General features: G+C 66.5%; 8 protein-coding genes. 7 read left to right on the top strand and 1 reads right to left on the bottom strand.

Translation table 11 applies throughout. From position 1 onward, the window contains the following. Positions 1–115 precede the first annotated feature (115 nt). From VGR99_RS31165 to ligA, 7 genes are all read left to right on the top strand, one after another. Positions 116–1,138, top strand: coding sequence for a cell division protein FtsQ/DivIB (locus tag VGR99_RS31165; protein WP_326903774.1), 1,023 nt, complete (start codon positions 116–118; stop codon positions 1,136–1,138). Beyond that, positions 1,135–2,457 carry a cell division protein FtsA gene (ftsA, locus tag VGR99_RS31160; RefSeq protein WP_326903773.1) on the top strand — a complete coding sequence of 441 codons (1,323 nt, stop codon included), beginning with the start codon at positions 1,135–1,137 and terminating at the stop codon, positions 2,455–2,457. Before VGR99_RS31165 ends, ftsA begins: the two co-directional genes overlap by 4 nt. An 87-nt stretch (positions 2,458–2,544) precedes the next feature. Continuing rightward, a complete protein-coding gene (gene ftsZ / locus VGR99_RS31155; RefSeq protein WP_326903772.1) occupies positions 2,545–4,344 on the top strand; it encodes a cell division protein FtsZ in 1,800 nt (599 codons plus the stop codon). A 360-nt stretch (positions 4,345–4,704) separates the two neighbouring features. After that, positions 4,705–5,667: a UDP-3-O-acyl-N-acetylglucosamine deacetylase gene (gene lpxC / locus VGR99_RS31150; protein ID WP_326903771.1), complete on the top strand. Its 963-nt coding sequence runs from the start codon at positions 4,705–4,707 to the stop codon at positions 5,665–5,667. A gap of 284 nt (positions 5,668–5,951) precedes the next feature. Next, positions 5,952–6,842 carry an outer membrane protein assembly factor BamD gene (locus VGR99_RS31145; RefSeq protein WP_326903770.1) on the top strand — a complete coding sequence of 297 codons (891 nt, stop codon included), beginning with the start codon at positions 5,952–5,954 and terminating at the stop codon, positions 6,840–6,842. Positions 6,843–6,855: 13 nt separating this feature from the next. After that, on the top strand, positions 6,856–8,529 hold the full coding sequence (gene recN / locus VGR99_RS31140) for a DNA repair protein RecN (protein WP_326903769.1): 1,674 nt from the start codon (positions 6,856–6,858) through the stop codon (positions 8,527–8,529). Positions 8,530–8,636: 107 nt separating this feature from the next. Then, complete coding sequence (gene ligA, locus VGR99_RS31135; RefSeq protein ID WP_326903768.1) at positions 8,637–10,784, top strand: NAD-dependent DNA ligase LigA; 2,148 nt, start codon at positions 8,637–8,639, stop codon at positions 10,782–10,784. A 187-nt stretch (positions 10,785–10,971) separates the two neighbouring features. Here the strand turns inward: ligA and VGR99_RS31130 are convergent, their stop codons facing one another. Beyond that, positions 10,972–12,252, bottom strand: coding sequence for a multidrug effflux MFS transporter (locus VGR99_RS31130; protein WP_326903767.1), 1,281 nt, complete (start codon positions 12,250–12,252; stop codon positions 10,972–10,974). Positions 12,253–12,262 lie beyond the last annotated feature (10 nt).

Here is a 12,262-nt window from a genome sequence, read left to right as displayed (position 1 = left end):
AGCGAACGCTTTGAAGGGAGAGGCTTCGTCTGCTGACCCGGCCCGGTACGTCCGAGACGTCATGTTCGCCAGGACCCGCGCGATGTCGCGGGCAAACTGTTGACGAGCTCGTGCAATGGATGGTGCAGGAAGCCTCACCCGGTCGTTTCTGAGATCGCTGAGGCCCCAAGCTGACCTGAAGGCGGCCGCTATCGGAGCGGTCGTGCTTCTGCGCGAGTGGGTCCAGGACAAGCGTGCCGAGAAGCGCGCTGCCGACCAGGCCAAGATCAAGGCCAAAGCCAAGCCCGTCATCGAGCGCGAGCCGCCGCCGCGCATCGTCGCGCTGGTCGAGCGCTATGCGCCGCGCCGGGTCGGGATCGCCATGACCGCGCTGCTGCTGATCGGAAGCTGCGGCTTCGGCATCGTCAAGGGCGGCCATCTGCAGGATTTCATCACGGCGGTCAGCGATGCCCGCAACGCGATGGCCAATTCCGCCGGCTTCCGTATCACCTCGGTCGTGATCAACGGCCGCAAGCAGCTCAGCCAGGACGAGATCCTCGCCATTGGCGGCGTCAGCGGCCGCTCCTCGCTGCTGTTCCTCGACGCCGACGTGGTGCGCGAGAAGCTCAAGGCCAATGCCTGGATCGCGGACGCGACCGTGCTCAAGCTCTATCCGGGCCGGCTGATGATCGACATCACCGAGCGCCAGGCCTTCGCGCTGTGGCAGGAGGGCGGCCGCCTCTCCGTCATCGCCGAGGACGGCGCCGTGCTCGAGCCTTATGTCTCGCGCCGGTTCCTGTCGCTGCCGCTCGTGGTCGGAAAGGGCGCCGACACGCAGGCGCGCGATTTCCTGGCGCTGCTGGCGCGCTATCCGCAGGTCAAAGCGGTGACCAAGGCTGCGATCTATGTCGGCGAGCGGCGCTGGAACCTCAGGCTCAAGGACGGCCTCGACATCCGCCTGCCCGAGCAGGACGTCGGCAACGCGCTGGCGATGCTGTCCAGGCTCGACAAGGAAGACCGGCTGTTCTCGCGTGACATCGTCGCCGTGGACATGCGCCTGCCTGACCGCCTGGTGGTGCAGCTGTCCGACGACGCCGCCAAGGCGCGCGAAGATCAGTTCAAGGACAAGAAGAAAAAGAAGGCCGGGGACGCTGCATGACCGGTCTTGATCGCACCCAGACGCCGAAGACCCGCCAGATGCCGCACAAGCGCGGCGGCCTGGTCGCCTGTCTCGACATCGGCACCAGCAAGATCGCCTGCATGATCGCCCGGCTGAAGCCGTCGGCGCCGAGCGATGCGCTGCGCGGCCGCACCCATGCGGTGGAACTGATCGGTTACAGCCAGATCCAGTCGCGCGGCATGAAGGCCGGCGCGGTGGTCGATCTCGGCGAATGCGAGCAGGCGGTGCGCCAGGCCGTCGGGCTTGCGGAGAAGATGGCCAAGGTGCGGGTCGATTCCGTGCTGCTGTCGGTGTCCGGCGGCCGGGTCTCCGGCCAATTGGTCGAAGCCGCCGCCGACATCCGTGGCGGCGCCGTGACGCCGGCCGATGTAAGCCGCGTCACCTCCACCGGCATGCGCCACGCCACCGGCGAGGGCCGCACCGTGCTGCACGCGCTGCCGGTCGGCTACACGCTCGACGGCGTCAAGGGCATCCGTGATCCCCGCGGCATGGTCGCGCACCAGTTCGGCGTCGACATGAACGTCGTCACCTGTGACGCCACCGTGGCGCGGAACCTGATGCTCGCGGTGGAACGCTGCCACATCAATGTCGAAGCCATGGCGGCAAGCCCCTATGTGGCCGGCCTGTCGGTGCTGACCGACGACGAGGCCGATCTCGGCGCTGCCGTCGTCGAGATGGGCGCGGGCACCACCACGATGGCCGTCTATGCCGGCGGCCGTTTCGTGCACGCGGCCGGTTTTGCGGTCGGCGGGCAACACATCACGATGGATCTCGCGCGCGGACTCTCCGCGACCATTGCCGATGCCGAGCGAATCAAGACGTTATACGGGACCGTCATCACCGGCGGATCGGACTCGCGTGAGCTGATGTCTGTACCGACAGCCGGTGACGAGCAGGATCTGCCGCAGATCGTTTCTCGCGCCACTATCGCCAACATCGTCAAGCACCGTGCCGAGGAAGTCTTCGAAATGGTTCGGGACAAGCTGAAGGATTCGCCCTTCGCCTCAGAGCCGAACGGCCGCGTCGTGCTCTCGGGCGGCGCCTCCCAGCTCACCGGCCTCGTCGAGCTCGGCACACGCATTCTCGGCCGGCCCGTTCGGGTCGGACGTCCGCTCGGTTTTGGCCGGCTGCCCAACGAGGCGAAGAACGCCGCGTTCGCGGTGCCGGCCGGACTTCTGGTCTACCCGCAATATGTTCACCAGGAACATGTCGAACCGCGGCATACGCGGCAGCAGGTCAGGACAGGGACCGGCGGATATTTCGGAAAGGTCGGACGATGGCTACGCGAGGGCTTCTGATGATCGCTTTCCGCAATTTCTCATTTTCACCAACTCCCGCGGCCGGTGGCCGGGGCGAACCCACGCGCGCGTGATCGAGAGGCAACCATGACCATCAGCATCAATGTTCCTGATATTCACGAACTGAAGCCCCGCATCACCGTGTTCGGCGTCGGCGGGGCCGGCGGCAACGCCGTCAACAACATGATCACGGCGGGCCTCCAGGGCGTCGACTTCGTGGTCGCCAACACCGACGCGCAGGCGCTGACGATGTCGAAGGCGCAGCGCATCGTGCAGATGGGCACGGCGGTCACGCAAGGGTTGGGCGCGGGTTCGCAGCCGAACGTCGGCGCTGCCGCCGCGGAAGAAGTCATCGACGAGCTGCGCGATCATCTCTCGGGCGCCAACATGGTGTTCGTCACGGCCGGCATGGGCGGCGGCACCGGCACCGGCGCTGCTCCCGTCATCGCCAAGACCGCGCGCGACATGGGCATCCTCACCGTCGGCGTCGTCACCAAGCCGTTCCACTTCGAAGGCGGCCGCCGCATGCGCACCGCCGAAGCCGGCATCAACGAGCTGCACAAGGTCGTCGACACGCTCCTGATCATCCCGAACCAGAACCTGTTCCGGGTCGCCAACGAGAAGACCACCTTCGCCGATGCCTTCGCGATGGCCGACCAGGTGCTCTACTCCGGCGTTGCCTGCATCACCGACCTGATGGTCAAGGAAGGCCTGATCAACCTCGACTTCGCCGACGTCCGCGCCGTGATGCGTGAGATGGGCAAGGCGATGATGGGCACCGGCGAAGCTTCGGGCGATAAGCGCGCGCTGACCGCCGCGGAAGCCGCGATCGCCAACCCGCTGATCGACGACAGCTCGATGAAGGGCGCCAAGGGCCTGCTCATCTCGATCACCGGCGGCAAGGACCTCACCTTGTTCGAGGTGGACGAAGCCGCGACCCGCATCCGCGAGGAAGTCGACCAGGACGCCAACATCATCGTCGGCGCCACCTTCGACGAAGCGCTCGACGGCCTGATCCGCGTCTCGGTCGTTGCCACCGGCATCGAGCAGGCCGCGATCGCCCGCAACGCCCAGGGTACCTCCGCTCCGGTCGCGAACGCTGCGCCGCAGCAGATGCAACAGGCGCCCGCCGCTCCGGCCGCCGCTGCCGAGAGCCGTCTCGCCGACCTGACCGCGCGTCTGCGCGCCGACAACCAGCGCCTGGCCGAACGCGCCCAGAAGCTGGAATCGCAGATCCCGGCCGCGGCTCCGGTTGCTGCCGCGCCGGCCGCGCCGCGCCCGAACGTCGAGCGCGCCGCGCTCGCCGCCATCGCCGCTGCCGTCTCGGAAGTTCCGCAGGCGCCCGCGCCGCAGACCTACGGTGACGTCACCGTGCGTCCGATCGCGCAGAAGCCGACCCTGTTCCCGGAACCCGACATGGCCCCGGTCGCGATGCAGGAGCCGATGATGCCGGAAAACTTCATTCCGCCGCAGGCCGAGCGTCCGCCGGTCCGCGCACCGCGCATGCCGCGAATCGAGGAGCTGCCGATGCCGGCCCAGGCCGAGCTTCGCCAGGCCCGCGGTGAGGCGGAAGAAGAGACCCCTCAGAAGACCCGCCTGTCGCTGCTGCAGCGCCTCGCCAATGTCGGCCTCGGCCGTCGCGACGAGGAGAGCGAGCCGCCGGTCGCCGCCCGCACCGCGGGTCCCGCGATGCCGCCGCTGCCCGATCGCCGTCCGCAGAAGACCGTGGCTCAGCAGATCGCAGCCAGCGAGCCGGTATCGGAGTATGCCCGTCGTCCCGCGCCCCAGGGCCTGGACATGCATGGCCGCCCGGCGCCTGTTGCGCCGGCGCCACAGGGCGACGACCATCTTGATATCCCGGCCTTCCTGCGGCGGCAGGCGACGTGAGGATTGTTACAACAAGGCGGACGCAAAAAGGTCCCGGCGAGATGCTCGCCGGGACCTTTCCTTTTCTCCCCTGCATGCCCGGATTGCGCGGGCAAACAACTGATTTTAAATGATTAATTACGTATTCGGTGGTTCAGTAGAACCGCCGGTAACGGTCCCAAAACTCGGCGCAATTTGGTTAAGCCTTGGCGCGAATACGGCAGGTTTGGGGTAACAATCGGTAAAAAAGCGTGAGTTGGCGCTGTTTGAGGCAGTGACTATGGTTTGGCGTGACTTGGGGATACGGATTCGGACGGGCGGCCACGGTCGCTTGGTTCGGGCAAGTATAAGTCGCAATGAGTCGTAGTGGGGCGGTTCCTGATGAAATTTAGCCGGCAAACAACGCTTCGTGCGCAAGCCACTGTGGCAGGCGTCGGCGTTCATTCCGGTCTTCCGGTCACTCTCACGCTGGGGCCTGCGCCTGTCGATGCAGGTTTTATTTTTGTCCGCACCGGTCTTGAGGGAAGCGACCGCGAAGTTCAGGCGACCGCCGATCAGGTGATCGCAACCGATCTCGCCACCGTTCTCGGCGATCGCAACGGGCCGCTCGTCTCCACCGCCGAACACGTGCTCGCTGCGCTGCGGGGCATGGGCGTCGATAACGCCACCATCGAGATCGACGGTCCGGAAGTACCGATCATGGACGGTAGCGCCGCGGCCTTTGTTGCGGCGATCGACCAGGCCGGCATCGTCACCCAGCCGGCGCAGCGCCGGTTCATCCAGGTTTTGAAGCCGATCTCCGTCAAGATCGGCGACTCCTTCGGCGAGATCCGGCCCCATACCAACGGATTCCGCGTCGAGGTCGAGATCGACTTCACCAATCCCGTCATCGGTCAGCAGAGCTACGCCTTCGAACTCAGCGCGGAGCGTTTCCGCCGCGAAGTCGGCCGGGCCCGGACGTTTGGTCAGATGTGCGACGTCGCCCGGCTCTGGAGCGCTGGCTACGCGCTCGGCGCCTCCTTCGACAACACCGTCGTGTTCGACGACGAGCGGCTGCTCAACACCGAGGGCCTGCGCTACGCCGACGAATGTGCGCGCCACAAGGTGCTGGACGTGATCGGCGACCTCGCGCTGGCCGGCCTGCCGCTGCTCGGCGCCTATCGCTCGGTGCGTGGCGGCCACAAGCTCAACCACGCCGTCCTGACTGCGCTGCTTGCCGACCGTACCGCCTGGCGGGTGGTCGAGGGCGAGGCCGTCCGCCGCAGCTCCCGTCCCGTGGCCGAGGTTGGTCGTGGCATCGTCGGCGGCCGGGTTGCCGCGGCCTACGGCCCGGACGTGTCCTGAGAGACTTGTTCTAAGAGCCTTGTTCTAAGAGCCTTGTTCTAAGAGCCTTGCCGCCGCAGGCGTGCGGCGGCTTTCCCCCGGGAAACTCCTGGTAACCATGATCGGCTAGCATTGCGGCGTTTTCGCCTTAATCCGGGCGGAATGCCTGCCTATCCGGTGGGTTAACGATCGTTTTTCGGTTACACCGGCGTGGTCGCATGGCAGGCGACACGGCTACATTTCGCGCCCGTGACGGGGTTCACGGGCTGGCGGGCACCGCATCACAGGGCGTCAGGGCAATACTCATGTCGGCACAGCGTATGACGCGCGGATACCTCTCGATCTCGCCTTTCGCCCGCGGGATGCTCCAGGCCGTCACCTTCATCATGCTCGCGCTGCCGTTGGCCGGCTGCGGCACCGGTTCGCTCTGGGACAAGTTCACCGCCAAGGACGACACCTTCGTCGAGGAGCCCGCCGACAAGATCTACAATGAGGGCCTGTACCTCATGAACGAGAAGAAGGACATGAAGGCGGCGAACAAGAAGTTCGAAGAGGTCGACCGCCAGCATCCTTATTCCGATTGGGCTCGCAAATCGCTGCTGATGTCCGCCTATGCGTCCTACCAGGGCGGCGACTATGACGGCTGCATCGGCGCGGCCACCCGCTATGTCACGCTGCATCCCGGCAGTCCGGACGCGGCCTATGCGCAATATCTGATCGCCGCCTCGCATTACGACCAGATCCCGGACATCAGCCGCGACCAGAGCCGCACCGAGAAGGCGATCGCCTCCCTGGAAGAGGTGGTGCGCAAATATCCGACCTCCGAATACGCGACCTCCGCCAAGGCCAAGATCGAAGGTGCGCGCGACCAGCTCGCCGGCAAGGAAATGAATGTCGGCCGCTATTACGCGCAGAAGCGCGACTTCACGGCGGCGATCAACCGCTACAAGACCGTCGTCACGCAGTACCAGACCACGCGCCACGTCGAGGAGGCGCTGTTCCGGCTCACCGAGGCCTATATGGCGATCGGCATCGTCGGCGAGGCGCAGACCGCGGCTGCCGTGCTTGGCCACAATTTTCCTGACAGCCGCTGGTACAAGGACGCCTATAATCTTGTAAAATCCGGTGGTCTCGAGCCGAGCGAGAATCAGGGGTCCTGGATCAGCAAGACCTTCAAGAAGATGGGCCTCGGCTAGGAAATTTGGTTCCATGCTGGCGCGTCTGTCGATCCGTGACATCGTCCTGATCGAACGGCTCGATATCGAATTCGCCACCGGCCTTGCGGTTTTGACGGGCGAAACCGGTGCGGGCAAATCCATCCTGCTTGATGCCTTTGCGCTGGCGCTCGGCGGCCGCGGCGACGCCGGCCTCGTGCGCCACGGCGCGGAGCAGGGGCAGGTCACTGCCGTCTTCGATATCCCCAAGAATCACCCTGCGGCGAAGATCCTCGCCGAGAACGGCCTGGAGGACACCGGCGAGATGATTCTCCGCCGCGTCCAGCTCGCCGACGGCCGCACCCGCGCCTTCATCAACGACCAGTCGATCAGCGTGCAGACACTGAAGGCGGTCGGCGCCGCCCTGGTCGAGATCCATGGCCAGCACGACGAGCGCGCGCTGGTCGATGCTGCCACCCACCGCCGCCTGCTCGACGCCTTCGCCGGTATCGAGAAGGATGTCGCCGCGGTCGAGGCGCTCTGGGACGCACGCCGCACCGCCAACACGGCCCTGGAAGAGCATCGCCTCGGCATGGAGCGCGCCGCGCGCGAGGCCGACTATCTGCGCCATGCCTCCGACGAGCTGAAGCAGCTCGCGCCGAAGGAAGGCGAGGAGACCTCGCTCGCCTCGCGCCGCACCACCATGATGCAGGGCGAGAAGATCGCCTCCGATCTGCGCGAGGCGCAGGAGGCGGTCGGCGGCAATCATTCGCCGGTCGCGGCCCTTTCGGCCGCCGTGCGCCGGCTGGAGCGCCGCGGCGTCAATTCGCCGGCGCTGGTCGAGCCTGCCGTGAAGGCGATCGACATCGCGATCAATGCGCTGGAGGAAGCCGACCAGCATCTCCTGGCCGCGCTCGCCGCAACCGATTTCGATCCGGCCGAGCTCGAACGCATCGAGGAGCGGCTGTTCGCGCTGCGCGCCGCCTCGCGCAAATATTCGACCCCGGTCGACCTGCTGGCGGCGCTGGCCGCCCAATACGCCGCCGACGTCGTGCTGATCGATGCCGGCGCCTCGCGCTTGAAAAAGCTGGAGCAGGCCGCGATCGAGGCCGACGCGCTCTATGCCGCTGCTGCCAAGAAGCTGTCACTGGCGCGGCAGAAATCGGCAGAGAAACTCAACAAGGCCGTCAACGCCGAGCTCGCGCCGCTCAAGCTCGAACGCGCCAAGTTCATGACCCAGGTTGCGACCGACGAGGCCGCGCCAGGTCCGCAAGGCTTCGACCGCGTCGAGTTCTGGGTGCAGACCAATCCGGGCACCAAGCCGGGCCCGATGATGAAGGTCGCCTCCGGCGGCGAGCTCTCGCGCTTCCTGCTGGCGCTGAAGGTCGTGCTGTCCGACCGCGGCTCGGCGCCGACGCTCGTCTTCGACGAAATCGACACCGGCGTGGGCGGCGCGGTCGCGGACGCCATCGGCGGGCGCCTGGCGCGGCTTGCCGGCAAGGTCCAGGTCATGGCCGTGACCCACGCCCCGCAGGTCGCGGCGCGTGCGGACCAGCATCTCCTGATCTCCAAGGACGCCCTCGACAAGGGCAAGCGCGTCGCCACCCGCGTCAATGCGCTCGCCGCCGACCACCGCCGCGAGGAAATCGCCCGCATGCTCGCCGGCGCCGAGATCACCGCCGAGGCGCGGGCCGCCGCGGACCGGCTGCTCAAGGCTGCGACGGCGTAGGTCTCGTGTCCCGGACGCGGTGCAGCGCGTAGCGCTGCTCCGCAGAGCCGGGACACAAGGTTCTGACCGCCTTTACCCTCCCGCCCGCTCCGTCGTATCCAAGCACCATGGCAAGAGCAGCAAAATCCAGACCGCTTCGCGACGTCGCCGATCTCACCAAGGCGCAGGCCAAGGTCGAGCACATGCGGCTGTCGATCGAGATCGAGGGGCACAACGAGCGCTACTATCAGGACGACGCCCCCACCGTCACCGACGCCGAATACGACGCCCTGCGTCAGCGCCTCGATGCGATCGAAAAGCGCTTTCCGGACTTCGTCAGCGGAGATTCGCCGTCGCAGAAGGTCGGCGCGGCGCCGTCAGGGCGCTTCAAAAAAGTCCGGCACTCGGTGCCCATGCTGTCGCTCGACAACGCCTTTGCCGAAGAGGATGTGCGCGACTTCGTCGGCCGCATCGTGCGCTTCCTGAAGCTCGACGACGACAAGGTCGATTTCTCCGCCGAGCCGAAGATCGACGGCCTGTCGATGTCGCTGCGCTACGAGGGCGGCGAGCTCGTCACCGCGGCGACGCGCGGCGACGGCGCGGAGGGCGAGGACGTCACCGCCAACATCCGCACGCTCGAAGACGTGCCGCAGAAGCTGAAGGGCCGCAACGTCCCCGATATCTGCGAGGTCCGCGGCGAGGTCTACATGACCAAGAAGGCGTTTCTGGCGCTCAACGAGCGGCAGAAGGCGGCCGGCGACACCATCTTCGCCAACCCGCGCAACTCGGCTGCGGGCTCGCTCAGGCAGAAGGATCCGGCCGTCACCGCCTCGCGCCCGCTCGGCTTCTTCGCCTATGCCTGGGGCGAGATGAGCGCGATGCCGGAAGCGACGCAGAGCGGCATGATCCACTGGTTCGAGCGTTGCGGCTTCAAGACCAATCCGCTGACGAAGCTGTGCCACTCGGTCGAGGAACTGATCGCGTTCCACCAGAGCATCGAGGAGGAGCGCGCCGAGCTCGACTACGACATCGACGGCGTCGTCTACAAGGTCGATCGCATCGACTGGCAGGAGCGGCTCGGCTTCGTCTCGCGCACGCCGCGCTGGGGCATCGCACACAAATTCCCGGCCGAGCGCGCCATGACGGTGCTGCGCGACATCGAGATCCAGGTCGGCCGCACCGGCTCGTTCACGCCGGTCGGCAAGCTCGAGCCGGTCGGCGTCGGCGGTGTGATCGTGCAGAACGTTACGCTGCACAACGAGGACTACATCAAGGGCATCGGCAACAAGGGCGAGGTGCTGCGCGAAGGGCGCGACATCAGGATCGGCGACACCGTCGTGATCCAGCGCGCCGGCGACGTGATTCCGCAGATCGTCGACGTCGTCCTCGACAAGCGGCCGAAGAGCGCCAAGGAATTCCACTTCCCGAAGAAGTGCCCGTGCCCGCTGCACACCGACGTCGTGCGCGGCGAGACGGCCGCCGGCGAAGAGGAATCGCGCGCCCGCTGCACCGGCGAGTTCGCCTGCCCCTATCAGAAGATCGAGCATCTCAAGCTGTTCGTGTCGCGGCGCGCCTTCGACATCGACGGGCTCGGCGAGAAGCAGCTCCAGTATTTCTTCGATGAAGGATGGGTCAAGGAGCCCGCCGACATCTTCACGCTGGAGAAGCGCAATGCGAAGCTGAAGCTCGAGGAGATCGAAGGTTACGGCGCGACCTCGGTGCGCAATCTGTTCGGCGCGATCGAGAGCCGGCGCAAAATCGCGCTGGAGCGCTTCGTCTATGCGCTCGGCATGCGGCATGTCGGCGAGACCACGGCGCTGGCGCTCGCGCGCGGCTACGGCTCGTGGGAGGCCTTCCACGATGCCTGCCTCAAGGTCGCCAAGGGCGACGAGGAGGCAATGGCCGAGATGGACGCGCTCGACCAGATCGGCGACACCGTGATCAAGAGCATCGCGGATTATTTCGGCGAGAGCCACAACCGCGGCATCGTCGAGCGGCTGACGAAAGAGGTCGAGATCGTCGACGCCGAGAAGCCGAAGAGCAACTCGGCCGTCGCCGGCAAGACCGTGGTGTTCACGGGCTCGCTGGAGAAGATGACGCGCGACGAGGCCAAGGCGACCGCGGAGCGGCTGGGCGCCAAGGTGTCGGGCTCTGTATCGAAGAAGACCGACCTCGTCGTCGCCGGCCCGGGTGCGGGCTCAAAGCTCGCGGATGCCAACAAGCACGGCGTCAAGGTGCTGACCGAGGACGAGTGGCTGACGCTGATCGGGGAGTGAGGGTTCTCCCCGTCATTGCGAGGAGCGCTGACGCCACTCACTCCGCTGTCATCGCCCGGCTTGACCGGGCGATCCAGTATTCCAGAGACAGCAGAAGGATACGGAGAAGCCGCGGCGTACTGGATCCCCCGCCTGCGCGGGGGATGACACCGAGCGTGTTGTGACAGCCGCCGCGCAAAAGCAACAACTACATCATCCCCGTCTCTTCCTCCTCCGCCTGCTCGATCAATGTCTCGCTCACCACCAATTCGCGGCGGGGGACGACGAAGATCATCATGCAGGCGCAGAGCAGCGAGATCGCGAGCACCGCGGAGGTCAGCGGCAGTGTCGTGGCCGAATGGCCGCCGAGATAGGCGCCGAACTGCGACATCAGCGCGCCGATGCCCTGCTGGAGAAAGCCCATCGCGCCCGACGCGGTGCCGGCCGCTTCGGGGCGGATGCTGATGGCGCCTGCGGCGGAGTTCGCCATCACGAAGGCGTTGCCGACCATCACGATCATCTGCGTGCCGAACAGCCACGCCGGCGCTTCGTTCCAGCCGGTGAAGCTCCAGAGCAGGTTCAACAGGCTGCCGCAGAGCTGCAGGCCGAGCCCGAACCAGATCAGCTTTTCCAGCGAGTGCCGCGGCGCGAAACGCACGCAGAGCAAATTGCCGACCAGGTACGCAAATCCCGTCGTCGCGAACCAGGCGCCGTATTCGGCGCTGGTCCGGCCCATCTGCGTCACGACGATGTAGGGACCGCCGCCGGCGAAGGTGAAGATGATCTGCGAGGCCAGCACCTGGCACATCACATAGCCGATGAAGGCGCGGCTCTTGATCAGGGTGCCGACATCGCTGCGAAAGCCGCCGCTGCCGACCGCACGGTCGCGGCGCGTCTCGGGCAGCGCGATCGCGATGCCGACGGCGACTGCGATCGCGCCGATCGTGACGGCGTAGAAGATCGCGCGCCAGCCGAACGCGGTCTCGATCAGGCCGCCGGTGAGCGGTGAGACCATCTGGCCGATCATCAGGGCGGCGACCACGAGGCTGATCATGGAGGCGACGCGGTCGCGCTCGTAGATGTCGCGGATGATGGCGCGGCTCACCACCATGCCGGAGGCGCCGCCGAGCGCCTGGAAGAAGCGCGCCGCGATCAGCTGCGGCAGGGTTTCGGCGAAGATGCAGGCGACGCTCGCCACGACCATCAGCGCGAGGCCGCCCAGCAGCACCGGGCGCCGGCCGAACTTGTCCGACAGCGGCCCCATGATCAGCTGCGACAGCGCGATGCCGACCATGTAGAGCGATACCGTCATCTGCGCGATCGAGATGTCGCGGCCGAATGTCGTCGCCAGTATGGGCAGCGCCGGAACCAGAATGTAGAGCGAGATCGGCGCGATCCCGGTCATGACGACCAGCAGCAGCAACACCACGCGCGAGGTCGCGATGTTCTTCCTTGCCGCGTCCGGCGGCCTGCTGATCATGCCGTGCATAGATGTCCGT

The sequence above is a fragment of the Bradyrhizobium sp. genome (genome assembly GCF_035935975.1).
Classification (GTDB): domain Bacteria; phylum Pseudomonadota; class Alphaproteobacteria; order Rhizobiales; family Xanthobacteraceae; genus Bradyrhizobium.
Note: the sequence above shows the minus strand (reverse complement) of the source record. Positions and strands in the feature narration are given on the sequence as shown.

Excerpts from the sequence above, each read along its gene's own strand:
- VGR99_RS31145 (WP_326903770.1), top strand. The coding sequence starts at position 5,952 with ATGTCGGCACAGCGTATGACGCGCGGATACCTCTCGATCTCGCCTTTC.
- ftsZ (WP_326903772.1), top strand. The coding sequence starts at position 2,545 with ATGACCATCAGCATCAATGTTCCTGATATTCACGAACTGAAGCCCCGC.
- ligA (WP_326903768.1), top strand. The coding sequence starts at position 8,637 with ATGGCAAGAGCAGCAAAATCCAGACCGCTTCGCGACGTCGCCGATCTC.
- VGR99_RS31130 (WP_326903767.1), bottom strand. The coding sequence starts at position 12,252 with ATGCACGGCATGATCAGCAGGCCGCCGGACGCGGCAAGGAAGAACATC.
- VGR99_RS31165 (WP_326903774.1), top strand. The coding sequence starts at position 116 with ATGGATGGTGCAGGAAGCCTCACCCGGTCGTTTCTGAGATCGCTGAGG.
- recN (WP_326903769.1), top strand. The coding sequence starts at position 6,856 with ATGCTGGCGCGTCTGTCGATCCGTGACATCGTCCTGATCGAACGGCTC.
- lpxC (WP_326903771.1), top strand. The coding sequence starts at position 4,705 with ATGAAATTTAGCCGGCAAACAACGCTTCGTGCGCAAGCCACTGTGGCA.
- ftsA (WP_326903773.1), top strand. The coding sequence starts at position 1,135 with ATGACCGGTCTTGATCGCACCCAGACGCCGAAGACCCGCCAGATGCCG.